23 protein-coding genes are annotated in these 20,849 nt (G+C 49.3%); 9 read left to right on the forward strand and 14 right to left on the reverse strand.

Annotated elements, in window-relative coordinates:
• Positions 1-36: 36 nt before the first annotated feature.
• Complete coding sequence (locus FBQ74_RS14450) at positions 37-1,269, forward strand: permease (RefSeq protein ID WP_139757330.1); 1,233 nt, start codon at positions 37-39, stop codon at positions 1,267-1,269.
• A 52-nt stretch (positions 1,270-1,321) separates the two neighbouring features.
• Here the strand turns inward: FBQ74_RS14450 and FBQ74_RS14455 are convergent, their stop codons facing one another.
• The 3 genes from FBQ74_RS14455 to FBQ74_RS14465 form a co-directional block, all read right to left on the reverse strand.
• Positions 1,322-2,224, reverse strand: coding sequence for an aldo/keto reductase (locus FBQ74_RS14455; protein WP_232371929.1), 903 nt, complete (start codon positions 2,222-2,224; stop codon positions 1,322-1,324).
• 92 nt (positions 2,225-2,316) lie between these two features.
• On the reverse strand, positions 2,317-3,306 hold the full coding sequence (locus FBQ74_RS14460) for a glycosyl transferase family protein (protein WP_139757331.1): 990 nt from the start codon (positions 3,304-3,306) through the stop codon (positions 2,317-2,319).
• Positions 3,307-3,422: 116 nt separating this feature from the next.
• Positions 3,423-4,988, reverse strand: coding sequence for a SulP family inorganic anion transporter (locus tag FBQ74_RS14465; RefSeq protein WP_139757332.1), 1,566 nt, complete (start codon positions 4,986-4,988; stop codon positions 3,423-3,425).
• 275 nt (positions 4,989-5,263) lie between these two features.
• On the opposite strand from FBQ74_RS14465, the gene FBQ74_RS14470 reads away from it, so the two are divergent.
• A complete protein-coding gene (locus FBQ74_RS14470) occupies positions 5,264-5,548 on the forward strand; it encodes a hypothetical protein (RefSeq protein WP_139757333.1) in 285 nt (94 codons plus the stop codon).
• A gap of 20 nt (positions 5,549-5,568) precedes the next feature.
• Here FBQ74_RS14470 and FBQ74_RS14475 read toward each other — a convergent pair whose 3' ends face one another.
• Complete coding sequence (locus FBQ74_RS14475; protein WP_139757334.1) at positions 5,569-6,291, reverse strand: phosphatase PAP2 family protein; 723 nt, start codon at positions 6,289-6,291, stop codon at positions 5,569-5,571.
• Positions 6,292-6,363: 72 nt separating this feature from the next.
• On the opposite strand from FBQ74_RS14475, the gene FBQ74_RS14480 reads away from it, so the two are divergent.
• From FBQ74_RS14480 to FBQ74_RS14490, 3 genes are all read left to right on the forward strand, one after another.
• Positions 6,364-7,296, forward strand: coding sequence for an AEC family transporter (locus tag FBQ74_RS14480; protein ID WP_139757335.1), 933 nt, complete (start codon positions 6,364-6,366; stop codon positions 7,294-7,296).
• A gap of 141 nt (positions 7,297-7,437) precedes the next feature.
• Positions 7,438-7,713 carry an alpha/beta hydrolase family protein gene (locus FBQ74_RS14485; RefSeq protein WP_139757336.1) on the forward strand — a complete coding sequence of 92 codons (276 nt, stop codon included), beginning with the start codon at positions 7,438-7,440 and terminating at the stop codon, positions 7,711-7,713.
• 113 nt (positions 7,714-7,826) lie between these two features.
• Entirely contained in the window at positions 7,827-8,642 is an 816-nt protein-coding gene (locus tag FBQ74_RS14490; RefSeq protein WP_139757337.1) for a siderophore-interacting protein, read from the forward strand.
• 1 nt (position 8,643) lies between these two features.
• Here the strand turns inward: FBQ74_RS14490 and FBQ74_RS14495 are convergent, their stop codons facing one another.
• Entirely contained in the window at positions 8,644-8,961 is a 318-nt protein-coding gene (locus tag FBQ74_RS14495) for a BolA family protein (protein ID WP_139757338.1), read from the reverse strand.
• Between the two features lie 14 nt (positions 8,962-8,975).
• On the reverse strand, positions 8,976-9,614 hold the full coding sequence (locus FBQ74_RS14500) for an alpha-ketoglutarate-dependent dioxygenase AlkB family protein (RefSeq protein ID WP_139757339.1): 639 nt from the start codon (positions 9,612-9,614) through the stop codon (positions 8,976-8,978).
• 30 nt (positions 9,615-9,644) lie between these two features.
• Between FBQ74_RS14500 and FBQ74_RS14505 the strand changes: the two genes are divergently transcribed.
• Together FBQ74_RS14505 and FBQ74_RS14510 are read left to right on the forward strand one after the other, a co-directional pair.
• Positions 9,645-10,850 (forward strand): methyltransferase, encoded by a 1,206-nt coding sequence (locus FBQ74_RS14505; RefSeq protein ID WP_139757340.1) that lies wholly within the window; start codon positions 9,645-9,647, stop codon positions 10,848-10,850.
• A 13-nt stretch (positions 10,851-10,863) separates the two neighbouring features.
• Entirely contained in the window at positions 10,864-11,460 is a 597-nt protein-coding gene (locus FBQ74_RS14510) for a peptidylprolyl isomerase (RefSeq protein ID WP_139757341.1), read from the forward strand.
• 5 nt (positions 11,461-11,465) lie between these two features.
• On the opposite strand, the gene FBQ74_RS14515 is transcribed toward FBQ74_RS14510, so the two are convergent.
• The 5 genes from FBQ74_RS14515 to efp form a co-directional block, all read right to left on the reverse strand.
• Positions 11,466-11,987, reverse strand: a complete 522-nt coding sequence (locus FBQ74_RS14515; RefSeq protein ID WP_139757342.1) for a GNAT family N-acetyltransferase — start codon at positions 11,985-11,987, stop codon at positions 11,466-11,468.
• Positions 11,980-12,615: a gamma-glutamylcyclotransferase gene (locus FBQ74_RS14520; RefSeq protein WP_232371930.1), complete on the reverse strand. Its 636-nt coding sequence runs from the start codon at positions 12,613-12,615 to the stop codon at positions 11,980-11,982. The genes FBQ74_RS14515 and FBQ74_RS14520 overlap by 8 nt, the downstream gene beginning before the upstream one ends.
• A gap of 107 nt (positions 12,616-12,722) precedes the next feature.
• Positions 12,723-15,230 (reverse strand): TonB-dependent receptor, encoded by a 2,508-nt coding sequence (locus FBQ74_RS14525; RefSeq protein WP_139757343.1) that lies wholly within the window; start codon positions 15,228-15,230, stop codon positions 12,723-12,725.
• Positions 15,231-15,433: 203 nt separating this feature from the next.
• Complete coding sequence (gene epmA, locus FBQ74_RS14530) at positions 15,434-16,405, reverse strand: elongation factor P--(R)-beta-lysine ligase (RefSeq protein WP_139757344.1); 972 nt, start codon at positions 16,403-16,405, stop codon at positions 15,434-15,436.
• Positions 16,406-16,455: 50 nt separating this feature from the next.
• Positions 16,456-17,025: an elongation factor P gene (gene efp / locus FBQ74_RS14535; protein ID WP_139757345.1), complete on the reverse strand. Its 570-nt coding sequence runs from the start codon at positions 17,023-17,025 to the stop codon at positions 16,456-16,458.
• Positions 17,026-17,061: 36 nt separating this feature from the next.
• Between efp and epmB the strand changes: the two genes are divergently transcribed.
• Entirely contained in the window at positions 17,062-18,093 is a 1,032-nt protein-coding gene (epmB, locus tag FBQ74_RS14540; RefSeq protein WP_139757346.1) for an EF-P beta-lysylation protein EpmB, read from the forward strand.
• On the opposite strand, the gene FBQ74_RS14545 is transcribed toward epmB, so the two are convergent.
• Positions 18,090-18,281 carry a hypothetical protein gene (locus FBQ74_RS14545; RefSeq protein ID WP_139757347.1) on the reverse strand — a complete coding sequence of 64 codons (192 nt, stop codon included), beginning with the start codon at positions 18,279-18,281 and terminating at the stop codon, positions 18,090-18,092. The two genes, epmB and FBQ74_RS14545, sit on opposite strands and share 4 nt — an antisense overlap.
• Before the next feature lie 111 nt (positions 18,282-18,392).
• Here FBQ74_RS14545 and priC point away from each other — a divergent pair, with 111 nt between their 5' ends.
• Entirely contained in the window at positions 18,393-18,701 is a 309-nt protein-coding gene (priC, locus tag FBQ74_RS14550) for a primosomal replication protein PriC (RefSeq protein WP_139757348.1), read from the forward strand.
• A 1-nt stretch (position 18,702) separates the two neighbouring features.
• Here priC and FBQ74_RS14555 read toward each other — a convergent pair whose 3' ends face one another.
• Together FBQ74_RS14555 and FBQ74_RS14560 are read right to left on the reverse strand one after the other, a co-directional pair.
• Positions 18,703-19,992 (reverse strand): hypothetical protein, encoded by a 1,290-nt coding sequence (locus FBQ74_RS14555; RefSeq protein ID WP_139757349.1) that lies wholly within the window; start codon positions 19,990-19,992, stop codon positions 18,703-18,705.
• Positions 19,993-20,078: 86 nt separating this feature from the next.
• The gene (locus tag FBQ74_RS14560) at positions 20,079-20,750 is read right to left on the reverse strand and encodes an HAD family hydrolase (protein ID WP_232372027.1); all 672 of its coding nucleotides are present in this window, start codon (positions 20,748-20,750) and stop codon (positions 20,079-20,081) included.
• Between the last annotated feature and the right edge of the window lie 99 nt (positions 20,751-20,849).

Raw genomic sequence — 20,849 nt, forward strand, 5'->3', positions numbered from 1 at the left:
AATAATCATTGGTTTGCATTTAACACTTGTGTTGCTATGGATAATTTTCTTAATGGATGGGCCGAGGCTGCACGCACCAGTCTTGGCTTTTTTTGGATGGCACTGTGGGCCTTTGCGCTGGGCTATGTGATTTCCAGCCTGATACAACTGCTGGTTACCCGCGAAAAAATGCAGAAAGTCATGCATGGCGGCGATCCCAAAAGCGTATCCCTTGGCACCTTTTTCGGCTTTATTTCGTCTTCCTGTAGTTTTGCTGCACTGGCAACGACCCGGGCACTGTTTGCAAAAGGCGCAGGCTTTATTCCGGCAATGGCCTTTCTGCTGGCCTCTACCAACCTGGTCATAGAACTGGGGTTTGTTATTGCTATTTTTCTGGGCTGGCAGTTTGTGGTCGCCGAGTATATCGGCGGTGTGTTACTTATTCTCAGTGTCTGGTTGTTTGTGTGGCTCACCCGTCCGGACAAACTTATAAAAAATGTTCGTCAGCGGTTATCAGACAATAGTGACAATGAAGATAACAATCCGCCTTCATTTGCCGAACTTATCACATCCAAATCTGGCTGGCAAAAGCTTGGCATGAAGTATGTCATGGAATGGCAGATGATATGGAAGGATGTACTAATCGGCTTCACTGTTGCAGGACTAATTGCCGCCTTCGTTCCTGATGCTTTTTTTGAAGCATTGTTCGTTGGAACCGGCAGCGATGAATCACTGTCCTTCTGGCAAATACTTTTACAGACGCTTGTCGGACCGCTGGCGGCATTCTTTACCTTTATCGGATCCATGGGAAATATACCTCTGGCAGCCCTGCTTTTTGATAAAGGTGTCAGCTTTGCCGGTGTGATGGCGTTTATATTCTCAGACTTAGTTGTTTACCCTGTATTGCGCATTAATGCACGCTACTATGGCTGGAAGATGGCATTTTATATTCTGGGGCTGCTGCTGGCAGCACTGGTTACGACATCACTTTTACTGCATTACGGATTTAATCTGGCAGGCTTTCTACCTGATACAACATCTTCGGGCAGTATCAGCGATCGGAACATGTTTGCGGTAGATTATGGATTTGTCCTTAATCTGGTCTTTATTGCGTTAAGCGGCGTGCTTGTATACTTTTGGCGCGCGGCGAAAAACAGCCATCAGCATCATGGTCACGACCATGGTGAGAAAAAGCAGTCGCGTTCACTGAGCGAGTGGCTCAACCTTATCCTGGTGGCTGCTTGTATTATCTGGCTTGTCATTGGCGCCGGTCTGCTAATCGCAGGTTAAATAAACGCCCCTGGGCAGTATATGCTCAGGGGCGATTTTATTTAAGGCCTAATCAGGGTACAGGACGCTCCAGATTTTCCTGCCAGGCGTTGTCAGGGTCACCACCAAAACACAGATCTTTATTTAATGCATCTATCGCATTTAATTCATCGTCTGTCAGCGTAAAACCATCTAAAGCCAGATTCGCCGCAATATGCTTTTCGCTTTCTGATTTAGGAATAACAATTCGCCCTTGCTGAATGTCCCATTTCAAAATGATTTGCCCAGTGGAGACTTCATACTTTTCAGCCATATCGTTGATAACTTTTTCTGCTACCGGTTTATCCTCAGCTTTCACGTCACTCCATGAGCCTGAGCCCAGTGGCGACCAGCATGACACCGCAATACCTTTACTTTCACAATATTCAACCAGCGGCTTTTGCGTCAGGTAGGGGTGCAACTCAATCTGGTTATACACCGGCTTTATCTCGGCAATTTCAAACAGCTGCTGAATGTCCTGCTTTCTGAAATTAGATAATCCCAGCGACTTTGCTATACCCTCTGCATGCAGCTTTTCCATCGCCTGCCATGTCGGGCGTGTTTTTTCCGGGTAAGGCCAGTGGACAAGATACAGGTCGACGTAGTCCATCTGCAGTCGCTCAAGACTTTCATCCATCGCTTTAAATGTAGACTGGTAGCCCTGTTGGGTATCCCACACTTTGGTGGTGATAAAAAACTGTTCCCGCTGCAACCGGGATTCGGCAATGGCCTGTCCGACACTACGTTCGTTACCATAAAAAGAGGCGGTATCGATATGACGATAACCCGCATCAATAGCTTTCAGGATAGTATCTTTGACATATCCGTCATCCTGATGCATCTCGCCAATTGCGGCTGTACCGAACCCGACCTGGGGGATGGACCGTCCATCGCGTAACTGAATATTCTGCATCGCGTTCTCCTTATTCTCAGACATAATTGAGGACCTGCCTGACAGATAAACAGCACTACTGTCGTGCTTTGTTTGATAAGCGAGGGGGAATGCAGAAGATCAGTTAATTAATGTGGTTAAGCGAAAGGCAACGCGCTTTTATTGCGCTGCATCCATAATTCACTTGCCTTTTGCTGCGCCGCTGACAAATCAAGGGATTCCCGTAACATAAGCAAAGCGGTTAAGGTACCTACCACGGATTGTTCTGCGTAGCGGTGTGACTGTTCCCCCGCCCATACCGCCAGCATCGTAGCGACATTCATATGACGCTCTTTCAGTGCCCAGTCGCCGTCATAGGCATCAAAAGTAACCTCTTCAGTGACGCCATTTCGGGTGAGATGTAACCGGGTATCGCGTTCCCGATTTACTTCAGGATCTCCGCCGTCACCCCGAAAGCACAGTGAATCGTAGTCACTAAACAATTCGTTGACACGCGCATGCTTGATATCCAGGCCAGTGTGAAAGACGCCCTGAACACTGAAGTCGCTCTGTGTTGGATTAAGTAATCGCCCGAGCGTGTTCGCACAGGAACGTAATCCAAATACTTCCCTGAGTTTAATAATGTCATCCAGCGGCTTGAGCACAACCGACAAATCAAGGTAGCTGGCATTTTTATGCTGTAACTGTGTATGTGCCTGCTCGACCGTATTGACCTCGGACAAGCCGAGACCGGGCAGTACATAACTGGCGTACATGCGGCCGGAGCCAGGCTCATGGGCACCATGCATAAAGACTTTATATCCGGCACGTGCCATACATGCCAGGCTAAGTAAAAACCACGGTAACTGGCGGCGTTTACCGGCATAGCACCCTACATCCAGCGTACTGCCCAGAGCGGTAACATCACTGCCAATCAGCTCTCTGCATGCCTGTAAAAAGCCGGCAATTTCTTCGGGGGTTTCCTCACGCGTGCGAAGCAGCATTAAAAATGCGCCACGCTGTTCACCGGTAACCTTGCCGGCCAGCACCATCTTCATAGCCTCGTAAGCTTCGCATTGCGTCAGGCTGCGACTGCCCTTCTGGCCTTTGCCGATAATTTTTATATATTGACTGAATGTCGCGGACAAAGCGTTCCCCTATTAAATATCAATAAGTACTGTAGCAGCCATCTCATTTAAACTGTAGTGACAAAAAAACCCGCTACGACCAGAGTCGAAGCGGGCTTTTAATATCACGGCTAACCCTAGCCCAGTTGGTCTGAGGCCACCTTATAGCGTGGATCTTCTACTACGTTGATCTCAACGAACTTGTTGGCCTTCTTGAGCAAAGCCCGGCAGTCGCTGCTAATGTGGCGAATATGCAGTTTCTTACCTTGTTGCTCATATTTATCTGCCAACGTATCCAGCGCATCCACGCCGGATGAATCCCAGACGCGGCTTTTGTTAAAATCGATCACTACATCCTGCGGATCGTTGGCCACATCGAACAAATCTTTGAAATGACTGATTGAGCCAAAAAAGAGCGGCCCGTCCAGTTCATAGACCTTCCAGCCATCGTTATCAATATGGGTTTTCGCCCCAATGTGCCGAGCGTGTTTCCAGGCAAAAACCAGCGCTGATACAATGACACCAACGATAACGGCGATGGCCAGGTCGGCGATTACCGTAACCCCGGTAACCAGGAACAGCACAAACGCATCTTCGCGGTTGACCCCGCGGACAATTCTGAATGACGCCCACTCAAAGGTGGCAATAACCACAACAAACATAACGCCAACCAGCGCGGCCAGCGGTATCATTTCAATCAATGGTGCGGCGAATAGAATAAAGCCCAACAAGACTAACGCTGCAGTAATGCCTGACAAGCGACCACGGCCACCAGAGTTAATATTAATCATGCTCTGACCAATCATTGCGCAACCGCCCATGCCACCAAAGAAGCCATTTACGCTGTTGGCAACACCCTGACCTACACACTCTCTGTTGCCGCGGCCGCGGGTATCTGTCATCTCATCAATAAGGGTAAGCGTTAGTAGCGATTCAATCAGGCCAACCAGGCACAGTATTATGGAGGTTGGCAGCACAATCATAACGGTTTCCCATGTCATCGGAACCATCGGTATTGAGAAGGTAGGCAGTTCTCCGGCCAGTGTGGCCGTTGCTTTTTGGTCAGCAGGTAGCAAGTCACGAACAAAATCAATAACCGTGCGCGCTTCCAGACCCATGGTATGGACCAGTACCGTGACAACAATAATTGCTACCAGCGATGCAGGAACCGCTTTGGTCAGCTTAGGCAACAGATAAATGATAGCCATAGTGAGGCCCACCAGTCCCAGCATCATGTATAACATGGTGCCTTCCATCCATTGCCACTCGCCTACTGCATTTTGCACCTTGAACTGACCAAGTTGCGCCAGGAAAATCACAATCGCCAGACCGTTTACAAAGCCCAGCATTACAGGGTATGGGACCAGCCGGATAAATTTACCCAGTCGGAAAACACCACAGAGAATCTGTAGTACCCCCGCCAATACCACCGCGGCAAATAGGTACTGCACGCCGTGCTCGGCCACCAGCGCAACCGTGACCACGGCCATGGCTCCGGTCGCGCCAGAAATCATGCCGGGGCGGCCGCCGATGGCAGACGTAATCAGTCCCATCATGAATGCGGCATACAGCCCTATCATCGGCTCTACACCTGCAACAAATGCAAAAGCAACCGCTTCGGGAACCAGCGCAAGGGCAACGGTAATTCCGGATAGCACATCGTTTTTCACATTGCTGTCTTTGTTATTAATCAAATCAAACATGACTTTCCAATGAGATGTATGGTTAAAAATCGGGCGGCGATTCTATCACCATCCAGGGGTAAAGTCCTTTAACAGAATGTTAAACCTGATTTTTTCATTAATTTGCTAAAGCAAGGTCAGGCTGACCTTAAGGCGACAGAAAATGATTCGTTGTCGTAGTGTTTCAGTGGCCATTGCATACAGGACGCAGTGCAGGCAAACTAACGGCTTTAGCCTGTTTTTGCGGATTTAGCATTCAGGCTTACAGATACATTACTCAATGAAGGGGACGGCCCGTGGTACCTTATTTGTTAACCGGTTTATCGGTATTGGTAGCCGGTGTAATTCACTGGAGCGCACCACATGCTTTTTGGCGCGCAACACTGACTTCTACTGCAACAATTTTACTGCTATCAATTGCAGCATTATTTATCTTCCAGTCGTCAGGATTTCTGGTTAGTGAAGAAACCGGACAAAGTGCAGATATCGCAGATTCTTTATTACTAGTAACCGGACTGGTGTCTTTCTTTGGTCTGCTAATTTCAATTTTTGTCGGCTGGTTTTTACGCGCAATCAGATAGCGGGCTGTTCAGACCCGCACTTAGCTCCTTTCAGCTTTATGATTTTGTACAGCGATGCGGTACCAGATGATGACCCACACCGCGGCACCTAACCAGCCGGCCAGGATATCGGTGGGCCAGTGCACGCCCAGATAGACACGGCTAAAGCCAATGAACAGCGTGGTAATTCCTGCAACAATGAAAAACAGACGCCGTACATTTCTCAGACTGGTTACACATAAACTGGCTGCAGCTAAAGTAAAGTAAGTAATCGCTGACATCATAGCGTGCGCGGAAGGGAAGCTGCTGGTGAATACCCGGGTGCCGTGGCCGACCAGATCAGGACGTGGTCGGGTAAAGCCGTGCTTCAGCGCAAAGGTGACTGCCAGCGCCAGCAAAATTCCTGCGACCATTTGCATTGCTAACCTTGCATGACCCACAAGATACAAAAGTAATGCCCCAAGGCCTGTAAGGTAGAGTAAAACCCAGTTACTGCCTAACGCAGTAATATCCCGCATTCCTTCTTCCAGCCACCCCGGGCCCAACGGGTCGGCCAGATTTCCATCAACACGAAGCCCTTTAATGATCATCGTATCAATAGCAGGCGTGTTATCCAGGGTAACCCAGACAGCCAGCAGCCCGAACAGGACCAGTGATAAACCGGCTGTCCAGCTTAGTTGTCGGTTACTCGGCTTTTTAAAATACATACTGTGAGACATAGGCATCGTATACTTATTCAATCCGTTACCAATGGATACTGCCATTTACGCGCTAGAGATTAGCCAACAGTTGTCTTCTATCTGGTAGACTATGTGTTTTGTCCTGCTTGCCATTTTATGTACGGATTCATAACCAATACCCTGGGCCCCGTTCTTGTGCTGCTAATGATGGGCTATTTGCTATATCGTCGCGGCATGCTTAATGACACATTTATAGAAACAGGCTCAAAACTTGTTTTTAATCTGGCATTACCTGCCTTATTGTTTCTTGCCATTGCTACTGCCGATTTTTCAAAAGCTGCCAACCCCCACCTCATCCTGTTAGGTATCGTCTGTACCTTTAGTTATTTTCTGGCACTCATGGCATTCAGCCACTTCTTTGTTACGCCTCAAAATGCACGTGGTGTCGTTATACAGGGCGGGTTCAGAGCCAACATGGGTATTATCGGATTGGCTTATTGCGCCAACACCTATGGCTCTGAAGGCCTTGCCGTAGCATCGGTTTATTTAGGCGGGGTTACCGTACTTTTTAATATTCTTTCGGTGTTTGTACTGAATTTCTATCTTGATGGTGAGCGGTCGGTGTCACAACACATTCGCGGTGTTCTTACCAACCCCTTAATCGTTGCTATTGCCTGCGCGTTGCCACTTTCCTATTTTGAAATTGCTCTGCCAGCTTTTATAGAATCCACCGGAGAGTATTTTGCTCAGTTAACATTACCACTGGCACTGATCTGTACGGGCGCCACGCTGGAGTTTCGTTCGTTTTCCGGTGACAGTAGAAATTTAATCATTGCCACGGTAAGCAAGTGCTTACTTTACCCATTATTTTTAACAGGTTGTGCGTATTGGGTGGGCTTCAGACATATGGAATTGGGTATTGTGATGCTGTTAAGTATCGCACCTACCGCCGCTGCCAGTTATATCATGGCGCGCAATCTTGGTGGTGATCCGAGACTTGCAGCCAGTATTATCGCACTGACTACCATCGTTTCATTACCTGTGACTGCGCTGGCATTCTCGGCACTGGCTTCAGCCAACTTACTTTAAAGGGCTACAACGCATAATCCAAAAAATTAACCCTATCCCTTTACAATACATTCAACAAATACAATCAGGTTCATCAGCATGTGGCTGATAATTCAGTTCCAGGGGTTGCGATGAGAAGACAACGTTTTACTTAGCAAGCTCATCCCCGATTATGCGCACAATGAAGAGGCCGCCCTTAAAGCCCGTTCGGCAATTTACTGGGCCGATGAGCTGCCCAAAGCGCCGGTCCTGTTGCTGCATGCTAAAGATGACGAGCGAGTTAGCTTCGATAACGCCACCAAAATGGCAGCACAGCTTGAAAAACACGGCATCACGCACAATCTGGTTTCATTTGAAAACGGTGGCCACGACCTTCGTGGTCATCAGGAAGAAAGAAAATCATTAATTCTGGATTGGTTTGAAACGCACCTTCGATAACCAGTAGGTTCGTGCCAGGCGTTCGCAAAATTCTGACTGTTTATTCGAAAAATCCATAAATATATGAGAATAATTCTCACTTACAATATTAGTTTTCGTTTTATGGATAACCTATGTCACAGCGCCCACAACCACGCAAAGCCGCGCCATATTTACTGACTGTTATTAATAATACCTTACTGACACCCAATATGCGCCGGCTCACGCTATCGGGCGCACAACTCGCGCGCTTTCCCGATATATCTGCATCGCATTACGTAAAATTGTTGTTTGATTTTGATGGTCAGCCAATCACTACAACAGAGGTGTCGCCGGACGACGCACTGATGCGCACCTATACGGTACGCGCAATAAACCAGGCCGAACAGACGATGTGCATCGATGTTGTTATGCACGCACATAATACGGACTGCGACGAGCACTCTGGCCCGGCCTCGCGGTGGGCGGCAAGTGCAAAACCCGGCGATAGCATTGCAGTGGCAGGTCCGGGGTCGTCCAAAGGATTGGCGCAAACACGTGACTGGGTGCTTTTCATTGGTGATATGACTGCCCTGCCTGCAATTTCTGCTTATCTGGAAGTTTTACCTGAAGATACGAGAGGCTATGCAATCATTGAAATTATCAGTGAGCATGACAAACAGGCACTCAACAAACCTGAAGGCGTGCAGATTATCTGGGCAGAACAGGATACCGGTGCATTCCAACGGCATGTTGAAACGCTTGTATGGTTACCCGGCACTCCCGGAGTATGGATAGCCTGTGAGTTTTCACAAATGCGGGCACTTCGACAACTGATGACTAATAGATTTGCGCTTCCCCACCAGCAACTATACGTGAGTAGTTACTGGCGGAAGGGACGTAGCGAAGATCAACATAAATTAGACAAACAAAACGACCTTAAAGCGTATGCAATGTCCCGGCGTGGCTAAGTCAAACTGACTTTTCACCACCCCGGCACTGCGGAGATGCGTTGACAGAGCCACCTCGCTTTTCCCACTCTTCTGGCGTGTAGGTATGTAGCGCTAACGCGTGCACCGGTCCTTCAAGCGCATCGGCCAACAGCGCGTTCACCTGACGGTGACGGCCAATCAAACGACTACCGTCGAACTGCTCGCTGACCACAGTGACTTTGAAGTGGCTTTGTGCGCCATCAGGTACATTGTGCATGTGGCTCTCGTCCTGCACATCCAGAAAAACGGGCGTCAGATGCTCGTTAAGCTTTTGCTCAATATAGGATTTTACTTGCATGACCGGACACCTGCTTATGCGTTATTGGATTTGATAGATGAGTGAATATACCGATAAGTCAGATTAATTCTATCATCGATTTGTCGGGCAGTCTTCGCAATACCATGCTGATAAAATTGCTGGGTGGTGCCTTTCATTACCAGCAGGCTGCCATGCTCTAGCATCACTTTACTTTTACTTTTTGATTGTTTATGCATCAGCACAAATGGTCGCGCCTGGCCCAGAGTGACCGAGGCGATAACCGGATGCTTACCAAGCTCGGGTTCATCATCGGCGTGCATGCCCATACTATCCTGCCCGTGGCGATACCAGTTAGCCAGCACACTGTTAAACGCAGCCTGACACTGTTTTGCCAGTTGCTGACGTAAGTCGCTGAGTGTTGTCGTCCAGGGCGCAGGGGTCATGGAAAGTCCGGAGTAGCTATACTGCGCGTCGGGGTCGCCATGCCAGGCTTGCAGGCGGGGAATTTTTACCAGCTTGCCGTAGATTTTGATGGTATCCTGATGCCAATCTAGTTCGCCTTCCAACTGCTGCTTTATAACTGACGCTTGATCGGCTGATAACCAGCCTGGATAGTAAGTTACATCTGCATCGGGTAAAGGCAAAATCTGTGGCTGTACGGCGCTGCTGTTGTCAAATAAATCAGGTTGCATGCGTCTTTCCACCTCAACTGAAAAGAAGTTATGAACACCACTTTTTCACTGTTGGAACGTCAGTTGTATCTGGCCAGGTATCCAGAAAAACATCAGCACAAAAGTTTGCAGGCCTGGGACAGTGCTGATGAGCTTATCATCGAGCATACTGTTGAAAACCAGGCCGACCTGGATACTAGCAAGTGTATCATATTAAACGATGATTTCGGTGCCCTGGGCACATGGTATGCCTCTGGGCCAAAGCCGTTAAGACCGTGCTGGTACAGCGACTCCTGGATTGCCCATCGCTCACTGACCAGAAATCTGCAGGCCAATGATTGCGAAACCGCTTTTGATAATACCGGCACGCTCAGTCAACCGGCCACGGCCTGTACCAGCCTTTCTCAATTGCCGTCTTATCCCACCTTAATTCTGATTAAGATACCGCGCACCCTGGCCTTGCTGGAAGAGCAGCTCATAACGCTAAGCACGCTGGTAACCCCCACAACAACCATTGTTGCAGCGGGCAAAGTGAAAACTATCACCCGCACTGTGCTGGGCTTATTTGAAAAGTATATTGGTGCAACGACTACCTCGCTGGCGAAAAAGAAGTCGCGACTCATTTTTTGTGAGCCTGATTCAAAAACCCTGGCAAATCACCCTTCTTCGCCCTACCCCACTATTTGGCAGCAGGAAGCGGTAAACGGACAGCCGATGACAATGGTGAACCACGCCAATGTCTTTTCCCGGCAGTCTCTGGATATTGGTGCGCGCCTGTTGCTTGAACACATGGCTGTTACGAATAACGAGCGTATTATTGATTTGGGCTGTGGCAACGGTGTACTGGGGCTTAACGCACTGGCACTTGCACCGGAAGCCTGGGTAACCTTTGCTGATGAGTCGTTTATGGCGCTGCAAAGTGCCCGTGACAGTGTGGAGGCAACCTTTCCCGATGCACTTCCACGCTGCCGGTTCCACGCCGATAACTGTCTGGAATCACTGCTGGAACAAGGCGAAGCAGGGACGGTTGATAAAGTTTTTTGCAACCCGCCTTTCCACCAGCAAAATGCGGTTACCGATCATATCGCCTGGCAAATGTTTCACGACAGCCGCGAAATACTACGACGGGGCGGTCACCTGATTGTGGTAGCAAACCGACATTTAGGCTATCACGTAACACTTAAGCGATTGTTTAAAGGTGTAAAGGTGCTTGCAAGCAACCGCAAATTCGTTATTTTAAGCGCAGCTAAGCGATAAATCAGGAGCTCTTATGTTTCGCTATCTACTTTTTGTACTTATTCTGGTCGCCAGCCAGACAATGGCCCAGGGCAAGGACGACGGTTCAAATGTTCAGCCAGATAACTACTATCCCAGGGTAAAACTGGAAACGTCCATGGGCGAGATTATTATTGAGCTGGATCGCCGTCGCGCGCCAATCACCTCCAACAATTTTTTGCGCTATGTAAGCAAAAACGGTTACAACGGTACGTTGTTTCACCGGGTAGTGCCTAACTTTGTGGTACAGGGTGGCGGCTATAACCAGGATTTTGAGCAGAAGCCCAGTTACCCGGAGATTTTTAATGAGTCAGGTAACGGCATGAAAAATGAGCTGTATACTGTGGCAATGGCCCGCCAGAATCAGCCTCATTCTGCTACGCGACAATTCTTTTTTAATGTAAACGATAACCCGAGTCTCGATCCTGGCAAGGAGTGGGGTTACGCCGTGTTTGGCATGGTTGTAGAAGGTCAGGAAGTTGTTGATAAAATGATGGAAGTAGAAACCGAGTATCAGATGCGGTTACGTGAGCCCAACAGCCCTGTTGAGCCCATTGTGTTAGAAAAAGCGACGGTATTACCCGGACCCTGAGACCGCTACTTTAAATTTGTCATGTCGCGCCAGTAAAAAACCTGGCGCTCGACATTTGGCATGAATATCGTGCCACGCTGTTCAAACCCCAGTCTGCCCAGTAACTTTCTGGAGCTGTTATTGTCACGATGCGCCATTGCCGTAATGTAACCACAATCAAAGTGTTCAATTGCCCATTCAAGAATAGCTTCAGCGCCTTCCTGAGCGTATCCTTTGCCCCTGGCATCGCTAAGTAGCGCAAAGCCCAGATCGGGACAGGTAAAAATATCTCTGTTTAATAACCCACACATTCCCTGCGGTTTACCAGTATCCAGACGCTCCATTACCCACAAGCCGTACCCCCATTTATCGAAATGCTCGAGTGTATTGTCAATGTAGCGGCGTGCATCGCGTACAGAGTGCACCGCGCGATTACCAATAAAGCGCACCCATACCGGGTCGTTGTTGAGCTCGTAGATCCACTGGGCATCATAAGAAGCCGGCTTTCTGAGCGTCAGCCTGGCGGTGGTCATGGTAAAATCAGTCATGCAACACCTCTTGCAAAAGCGTGTCTATTTGATTGTGTTCATCGGTGCTAACCCTGCCGGGGCGCGGATAGAAAGGCTGAAGCCTGTCCTGCTTCACATGAGCTGGCCATTGGCGGGTGAGCCTGACAAATGCCTGAGCCTGCGGTTTCCCCCCGTGACTCAGGCAGCCGGCCAGACAGGTATCAATGTAAGTCTGGGAAACCGGAAAGTCGGGCTCTGCAGGATGCACATCCAGTGTCTGACAAATCCAGAGCTGCTTATCCGACAAACGCTGAAGCAGGTAATCGTGGGCATCCCGGGTGAAGTCAGTGGAGATAGCATCGGCAGACACCTGCGTGAATGTATAATCTTTTTCACGCTCTGCCAGCGCCGGACTTAACGGGGTAGGAATAAGTTGCGCGTTCAGGGTCGCGCCGGTTTCAGGCAGTGCCCCAACGTAGGTTTGTTGCTCTTGCCAGCTGCGCGTCACCCACGCCCGGTAAAAGCCTTCGACCGTCACCATCACACCCTGATGCTCAATATTTGAAAAACGTTGTCGGCTGTCAGCGTTCATCAGCGAGCCGTAGCCCAGCACAAGATGGGGGTAATCAAATGACGCGAACCAGTTTTTGAGCTGTGTCAGAGTCAAGCTGACAACCTCCTGATAACTATGGTGTTGTTACACAGTGTATCAGTTAAGCGTAGATGACTCACCCCTGACGAAAAGCGCCGGGGTGAGTCAGCTCACGGTGTCGCTTAGAACAAAGCGCGCACGCCTACCGTGAAGTTACGGCCAGGCAGCGGGGCCTGATTTTTCAGGAAAGAGGTATGCACTCTGGCCTCTTCATCCAGCAGGTTGTCAGCGCTGGCGAAAAATACCCAGTCTGCACCTGCGCCGGGCATTTCATATTCCACGCCGGCATTTACCATCGTGTAGCTATCAGTCGTGGTTTCGTAAGGTGCGACATACTCTTGCTCATCATTAAAAGTGAAACCGAGATCAGCGCGCAATCCCTGGTGCTCATAAGATAGCGTAGAGCCTACACGAAGAGGCGGAATACGCGGTAGATCCTGATTATCCAGCTTTGCGCGAATCATGTCGCCAAATACTTCAACCCGCCACTCGGTATTCAGATCCACATAGACCTGCGCTTCCATTCCATAGATATCGGCGTCGGCCTGGCGAAAGCTAAAGACTTCCAGCCCTTCCTCATGGGCCTCTTCCATCTCTCCGGCGTGGTCATCATCATGTGCCTCACCTTCGTGTTCTTCATGCTCATCGTGACCATCTGCAGCCAGTAATCCGGTCGCACTCTGATAGATATAATCATCTGCCTGATTATAGAAAAAAGACACCGTATAGCCCCAGTCACCTGTAAATTTACGGAAAGTCAGATCGATATTATTACTGACTTCCTCACTGACAGGTTGCAGCTCTTCTGACAACTCACCTTCACTGTCGAGGCCATACACTAATCCTACTTCGTAGGTTTGTGTTGCCAGATGCGGTCCACCGGCGAAAAGTTCCTGCTGACTCGGTGCCCGCTCGTTGCGAGAGGCAGTGAAAGCCATTGAATAACCGTCCTCATACTCCCAGTTGAAACCAGCAGATAATGACGTAGACGTAAAGTCGTAATCTGAGAAGTTGTACGTATGCATTTCGTCAGCATGTTCTTCATGCTCATCGTGCATCTCTTCCGCGTGTTCCTCATGTTCTTCATGCTCGTCATGATGTGCTTCCTCATCATGACCAGTATCAAGATCCAGTTGCGTGTCGGCCACATCATACTGCGTATTTTCAATACGTGCGCCCAGCTCAACCGTCAGATTGCCAAACCGCTTCTGCTCTACCAGAAATAAAGCCATAACATCGGTTTCGGTAGGAGGCGTGAATGCTTCAGCGCCCACAGCACTGTAGTCGCTGGTGCTTGCCTGGACACCGATTACGCCATGCCAGCCATCAATCTTGACGTGATTTGCCGTTAAACGAAGGTTGGTGCTGTCATTAGTAAAACGCGTGCCGGTTACACCGCCCTCTAATTCAACGTGTTCATAATCAGTATGGGCAAGCCCGAATTTAATATTGTTCAGCCCTTTAACCGGTGAGTGCAACTCTCCCGCCATCTGATATCGGGTCATATCCACGTCAATACGTGTACCGCCTTCTTCAGCTATTTCTTCTGCATGCTCATCTTCATGCTCACCCTCATGCTCTTCGTCATGTTCATGACCTTCTTCCTCATGGTGGTGATGATGACCGGGAACGCCGTATTCATTATCAAGTTTTTCAACGGCAAAACCGATGAAACCTTCATCCTGAATATAACTTAAGCCCGCTGTGATGTTGGTGGTATCCATCTGACTGTTTTCAAGCACACCGGAGGGCTCATCCTCATCAGGCTCTACAGAGGCGTAGCCGGGAATGTCCACATTGTCTGTTTTACGCTTAAAGCCATCAACGTGATAGGCAATATCACCCTGTGCACCGGTGACGTCTACTTTGCCAAACTTTCCGTTGTCTGCTGTGGAGTAACGCGCTTCAGCCTCGCCCTCAATACCCACTGGTTTCTCAGAGGGAATACGGCGATCAACCACATTAACAACACCGCCTATCGCACCACTGCCATACTGCAAGGTGGCCGGCCCCCGTAAAATCTCAACCTGCGTCGCGCTTGAAGTGCTGGTAGCAACATTGTGGTCTGGTCCAATGCGGGAGACATCAGACACATCCAGACCATTTTGCACAATCTTTACCCGCGGACCATCGTTACCCCGAATAACCGGGCTACTGGATACAGGTCCAAAATAGGTACTGTGCACCCCTGGTGTATTATTGAGTGTCTCACCCAGTGTAGGTGCCTGCTGGCGTCTTAACTCAGCTTCGCTTAATACAGAAACCGGCGTGACCGATTCCAAAACAGACGCCTGCATAGCCGTTGCGGTTACCAGAATGTTTTCTACTGAAGATGCTGACAAAGTGAAGTTAACTTCAGGGTTGCCTGTAACCTGCCCCAGGTCTTTATCACCATGCAGGTAGTTGTCTGAAGAAACATGAATATGTACATCCTCGGCAGGCACATCGACCAGGGTATATCGTCCCTGCTCATCGGTAGTGACAACCTTTCTTGAGCCTTCTACAGTTACTTTAGCACCTGCAACAGGGTTGCCCTGTTCATCAGTAACCTGACCAGTAATATCGTTTGCCAAAGCACCTGCTGAAATGGCAGATAAGATTGCCGCGGTCAGTATCGAGCGTGAAAACATGTGATTCCTTCGTTTTTAGAATATTGCCTAATGTTATGTTATAACATTTTTACGTTTTAACTGTTGAATGTCAATGGTTAGTCATCGACAAGTCAGGTTACTCGTCAAATGCGTAGCGATGGTTAGAAATAGCTGTCAGTAGTAATCAGAAAAGCAGAAACGTGCACACGCGAAGTGCGTGTGAAAACAGATAGCAGTGGAGGTTAAGCGCGGCTGACCGGAAAGTTTATCACCTGCTCAATATGCGTAGCGCCGGTCTTTAACATTAACAGGCGGTCAACGCCCAGCGCGACACCAGCACAATCTGGCAGGCCCGCCTCAAGTGCCTGCAGAAAATTTTCATCAATGGCAATCGTCGGCATACCCATTTGCTGGCGCATCTGATTGTCCTGTTCAAAGCGTTTGCGCTGCTCATCAGCATCAGCAAGCTCATAAAAGCCGTTTGCCAGCTCAGCACCTTTAAAATACACCTCAAACCTGTCCGCTGTACGCGGGTCCTGCTCGCTGAGCCGGGCCAGAGCCGCCTGTCCGGCAGGAAAGCCGTATACAAAACACGGCCGATGCTGACCAATCAGCGGTTCAACAACCATTGCAAAAATTAACTGAAGCAAATCATCGTGGCTCAATCTCTCTGGCCCATCAATATTTATATTCAGCCGTGGTAGCGCATCAATAAGTTGCCCGTGGGTCACGGCTAATGGGTCCAGGCCGGTGTGCCGAACCATAATTTGCTGGTAGGTAAAGCGTTCACCAGACTCCGTGCCCAGCGTTTGCTGTAAAAGGGCATTCACCTCGTCCATCAACATGAGATGGTCAAAGTCGGGACGGTACCATTCAAGCATCGTAAACTCAGGGTTATGCCAACGCCCTGCTCCTTCATGTCTGAACGCTTTGCATAATTGATAAATTGGCCCGCTCTGCGCACATAACAGCCGCTTCATGGCATATTCAGGAGAGGTTTGCAGATATAACGATTGCGCTTTACCAGTATGACTGTGGGAAAAGCCGGTGTAGAAGGCGTCTAAATGCACATCCGTGACCGAGCCCTGGCTTAGCAATGGCGTGTCAACTTCCAACACATCTCGTGCATAAAAAAATTCACGGATCTCCCGAAGCAAGTGTGCGCGGGCGTGTCGGGTTCGGTGCGAGGTTGTTGGCTGCCAGGAAGTGGTCATAGGAAAACGAAGGTGGACAGACAACCCGGACGGGCTGTCTGCATAACCACTTATTTTTGTACGCGGGACACGTACTCACCCGAGCGGGTGTCAACTTTAATAACTTCACCAGTCTGAACAAACAGCGGTACACGTACTACAGCGCCAGTGCTAAGTGTTGCCGGCTTACCACCTGTACCAGCAGTGTCACCTTTCAGACCTGGGTCTGTTTCAGTGATTTCCAGCTCGACAAAGTTAGGTGGAGTAACGGTAATCGGCGTGCCATTCCATAGCGTGATCGTGCACACGTCATTTTCGACCAGCCATTTGATATTATCACCCACCGCTTTTTCATCTGCAGCGATTTGTTCGAATGTATCGTTATTCATAAAGTGATAGAATTCGCCGTCTGTGTACAGGTACGCCAGTTCGGTGTCCAGTACATCAGCGCTTTCGACGGTTTCGCCAGAACGGAATGTTTTTTCCAGTACTTTATTAGAAATCAGTTTACGAATTTTAACGCGGTTGAATGCCTGGCCCTTGCCCGGCTTAACGTATTCGTTTTCTAAAATGTTACAAGGCTCGCCGTCCAACATAATTTTCAGGCCACCTTTGAATTCGTTGGTGCTGTAATTAGCCATAAATCCTCTGATAAAACATAAGGTGTAAAAATACAAGTGGCGCAAATAATACCTAAAAAACCGATGACTGTAGAGCATAACTGGCAAAAAGAGTTAGCCATGAGCTTTTCCGACCCGGTAAAGCTGCTTGAATACCTTGAATTAGATGTAGAAGCGCTTAAACATCATGGCGAAGCCAGAACGTTATTTCCCCTGCGCGTGCCGCGCCATTTCGCCTCGTTAATGGAAAAAGGCAACTGGCAGGATCCGCTCCTGCAACAGGTCATGCCGCTGGACAGCGAGTTTATCCAGACACCAGGCTTTAGTACCGATCCCCTCGAAGAGCAGGATACTGCTGGCAAAGGTCTGTTACATAAATACCAGAGCCGGGTGTTATTTATTGTGCGCGGCGGATGCGCAGTAAACTGCAGATATTGTTTTCGCCGGCATTTTCCCTACGCCGATAACTCGGTCAGTCGTCACCAATGGGAGGAGGCCCTGCAGTATATTCGCGAGCACCCGGAAGTTAACGAAGTTATTTACTCAGGCGGCGACCCGCTGATGGCTAAAGACGATTTTCTGCAGTGGTTGACCGGGCAAGTCGCCGCGCTCCCTCAAATTAAGCGCCTGCGCGTACACTCGCGGCTGCCGGTGGTATTGCCTGAAAGGCTGGAGCACACGATGTTGAAATGGATGACATCTACCCGGCTTAATACTGTACTGGTACTGCATATCAATCATGCAAATGAAATCAGTGATGCGCTTAAAGAGCGACTTCGCGCATTTCGTCAAGCCGGCGTAACGCTGTTAAACCAGGGCGTACTTTTAAAAGGGATTAATGATAGCGCTGATGCGCAGGTGGCACTGAGTGAAGCGCTGTTTTCTGCGGGTATCCTGCCCTACTACCTGTTTATGCTGGACAAAGTGCAGGGCGCAGCCCATTTTGATATCAGCGAAGCGCAGGCCAGAAGTATTATGGCCCAGATGATAAAGCGTTTGCCAGGCTACCTGGTGCCGACCCTCGCCAGAGAAATCGGCGGGCAACCTGGCAAAACGCCTGTCGATTTACACCTGCAACCAAACACCTAAGCGTAGGTATTAACCGTACCGCCCAGCGCCGGGTTAGCAGATGAGGGTTGTGGTACGTCAGCGGCTGATTCCAGCAGCTGAAGCGACGCCCGACCTTCCTGCTCTTGCTGACTTTTTGCCAGCTTAGCAGAAACTAATTCGAGCGCCGCACCGGATGTTGCAGAGGCGTTTGCGCCTTGTATATCCATACCAGTTTCCTTTGTTGCTTGTCGCAACGCTAAAAAGCAGGCAGAATTGCCCGCTTCTACTGGCTATCGGCCGGACATCCCAATTCTTTAGTTTCAATTCCAGAGGCCATTATGCAAGCAGTGCACGCACAATTACAGGAAACGATTCAGGCGCTTTATCGCAAAGCAGTGGATGCGGATAATAAGCTGGACCAGCTACAGCAAGCACAACAAGGTAAATTTACTGCGGTATTCAGCACTGACAGTGGTTTCAGAAGTAAGTCAAAACGCTTCACACCTTATGTGCAGGAAATTGCAGAAGATTGGCAACAGCTCAAAGAGATGGATGAAGAAGAAGCGAAAACTGCGCTGCCGCAACTAGTGGCAAAACTTCAGTTAGCGCTGGAAACGGTAACCCGCTTCCAGCAATCGCTTAAGTAAGTCAGCCAGCAAATTCTCGGCTATAAAATGGCATCCGCGCCAGCCTGGCGCGGATCTGCTCGACTTCCTGCAGGTAAGCCTCGCTATCGACTTTTTCGTAGCGGCGGGTGAACTCCTGTTTAGACAAACCTTCTGTTAACCCATCAATTTCCGGCATATAAATACTTTCATCCGGCGTGCCTGCCAACGTATCCTGAGCACGCAGCGCGGTGTCAGGATCAGCCAGTACCCGGGCCATTTCTACCCCGGCCAAATCGGCGGTTAAATCTACAAAGCTGTAGCCAGAGCCACCCATCCCTCTATCCATCAGCTCTTTAAACTCACCAATAGCCACCGTCACATCCTGCTCACTGAGCATTTTCAGGGCAGCAGAAATAATGAAGTGCTTCGATAAGTCTGATCGGCCCCGCAGTAGCACAGAAGAAGCGGGCTTAAGCGCATGCTCAACATCAGGCTGCACATCGCCTACAAAATTAGCGATACGGTGATGGCCGATAAAGATAGCCAGCGCCAAGACAGCAGCTTTATTATGCTGAAGTACATTTTCCTGAGTACTTTGCTCTCGCGCCCGCGCCATGATCAGATTCAGATAAGCGTTAAATGGCTGAGGCTTTTTCTTTAACGCAATCTCGCGGCCGGCAATATACCGAAGGTAATAAGCGGTCAGCTTTGTCAGTTCATCGCGCTCATCGTCAAAGCCAGCCCGAATTTCATTTAACTGCATTAAAAAGCTGTCCATGGGCTTCAGAGACACCGCTACCTGCGTATCTGTCATCGCCACCCGCGTTATTTGTTCTTTTGCCTGTGTACCTATCTCGCTATCGGTATAGATATTCAGGGCAGACTCTACTAACCCTACCGCAAAGGGACCCGGCAAGCTCAGGCTACCTATCTGAACGTAATCAATATCCAGCTCGTCTGCTGGCAACACTTTAATTTCAAGGTTTAAATACAGTGTGGTAACCAGGGCTGGTACTGCGACACTGGCTTCTATTGTGCCATGATCAGGCTGGATGGCTGAGGTACCATGGATATAGGGTGCCGCACGTTGCACGAAGCCTACAAGACTTTCCACCTGTTGCTCACTAACCGTAATGACATGACCACGCTCCCGGTCATTGATACTTCGGCGAATCTGCGCCAGCAACTTTTTAACGGTGTCGGCGTCAGCAATTTGCTCAGAAGCATTAGCACTGATGGAAGGACTGGTATCCAGGACCAACACCATCAGGAGCACCACCACCGCGAGCAAACCTGTTATCAGTGCGCCCAAAAAACGTATTACTGACAAACCTTGATACCTACTTTTCTGTTAGAACGCGTATTTTTGGCTATCACGCGTATAAATTCAATGAAATTTAACCCGTTAAACGGTATTCAGGCTGTCATTTCTTTATCCAGCCATTGCGTCAGGCTGGAATAAGTAGCCTGCGCCGCGCTGAAGTCATGCGAGGCCGACTGGGCAGTTGGAATGACGACACAGGAAATACCTGCAGCCACGGCAGCCTTCATACCGTGCATGGTGTCCTCTACGGCCACCGCATTAGCGGCCGACACGCTGGCCATCGCCAATGCCTTAAGGTAACTCTCCGGGTGAGGTTTACTTTGTTCTACATCCTCAACACTCACTGTCAGGCTGATATATTCGCGCAATTTATGATGAGTTAATGTTTGCTCTACCGACAGTTGACTGCCGCCGGTCACGATGCCTAACTGATATCCGGCCTGATGACAGCGCTCAATGGCTATGCGCGCATCTTCGATAAGCGGGAATGCCCGATCTTTAAGATATTCCCGGGTGAGCTGATGTTTTTGCGCAGCGATATCCGTTGGATTGGCAGGCAGGGAAAAGTGACGCGTTACATCAATGGCATTTTGAGCAACCGGCATGCCGACCAGCATGTCGTTGTGCAGCGACTCACTTAACGTTATGCCGTAACGGCCGAGTAACGTTTGCCATAGCGTGTAATGCACTGCTTCTGAGTCGACCAGCGTGCCGTCGTGATCGAACAAAATAAGTGTAGTAGCCGGCGTAATTACAGACTGCACTGACAATGGTCTCTCCTTACTCATTTTGCCCTGGTTTACCATCCTAAGGGGCAGTTTTGTTTTGTGAACCACACGTAATAATTAATTTACTTGCGTTCA

Source organism: Salinimonas iocasae (genome assembly GCF_006228385.1).
In the GTDB taxonomy this organism is placed as follows: Bacteria; Pseudomonadota; Gammaproteobacteria; order Enterobacterales; family Alteromonadaceae; genus Alteromonas; species Alteromonas iocasae.

Excerpts from the sequence above, each read along its gene's own strand:
- FBQ74_RS14450 (WP_139757330.1), top strand. The coding sequence starts at position 37 with ATGGATAATTTTCTTAATGGATGGGCCGAGGCTGCACGCACCAGTCTT.
- FBQ74_RS14455 (WP_232371929.1), bottom strand. The coding sequence starts at position 2,224 with ATGTCTGAGAATAAGGAGAACGCGATGCAGAATATTCAGTTACGCGAT.
- FBQ74_RS14465 (WP_139757332.1), bottom strand. The coding sequence starts at position 4,988 with ATGTTTGATTTGATTAATAACAAAGACAGCAATGTGAAAAACGATGTG.
- FBQ74_RS14475 (WP_139757334.1), bottom strand. The coding sequence starts at position 6,291 with ATGGCAGTATCCATTGGTAACGGATTGAATAAGTATACGATGCCTATG.
- FBQ74_RS14480 (WP_139757335.1), top strand. The coding sequence starts at position 6,364 with ATGTACGGATTCATAACCAATACCCTGGGCCCCGTTCTTGTGCTGCTA.
- FBQ74_RS14490 (WP_139757337.1), top strand. The coding sequence starts at position 7,827 with ATGTCACAGCGCCCACAACCACGCAAAGCCGCGCCATATTTACTGACT.
- FBQ74_RS14495 (WP_139757338.1), bottom strand. The coding sequence starts at position 8,961 with ATGCAAGTAAAATCCTATATTGAGCAAAAGCTTAACGAGCATCTGACG.
- FBQ74_RS14500 (WP_139757339.1), bottom strand. The coding sequence starts at position 9,614 with ATGCAACCTGATTTATTTGACAACAGCAGCGCCGTACAGCCACAGATT.
- FBQ74_RS14505 (WP_139757340.1), top strand. The coding sequence starts at position 9,645 with ATGAACACCACTTTTTCACTGTTGGAACGTCAGTTGTATCTGGCCAGG.
- FBQ74_RS14510 (WP_139757341.1), top strand. The coding sequence starts at position 10,864 with ATGTTTCGCTATCTACTTTTTGTACTTATTCTGGTCGCCAGCCAGACA.
- FBQ74_RS14515 (WP_139757342.1), bottom strand. The coding sequence starts at position 11,987 with ATGACTGATTTTACCATGACCACCGCCAGGCTGACGCTCAGAAAGCCG.
- FBQ74_RS14525 (WP_139757343.1), bottom strand. The coding sequence starts at position 15,230 with ATGTTTTCACGCTCGATACTGACCGCGGCAATCTTATCTGCCATTTCA.
- epmA (WP_139757344.1), bottom strand. The coding sequence starts at position 16,405 with ATGACCACTTCCTGGCAGCCAACAACCTCGCACCGAACCCGACACGCC.
- efp (WP_139757345.1), bottom strand. The coding sequence starts at position 17,025 with ATGGCTAATTACAGCACCAACGAATTCAAAGGTGGCCTGAAAATTATG.
- FBQ74_RS14545 (WP_139757347.1), bottom strand. The coding sequence starts at position 18,281 with ATGGATATACAAGGCGCAAACGCCTCTGCAACATCCGGTGCGGCGCTC.
- priC (WP_139757348.1), top strand. The coding sequence starts at position 18,393 with ATGCAAGCAGTGCACGCACAATTACAGGAAACGATTCAGGCGCTTTAT.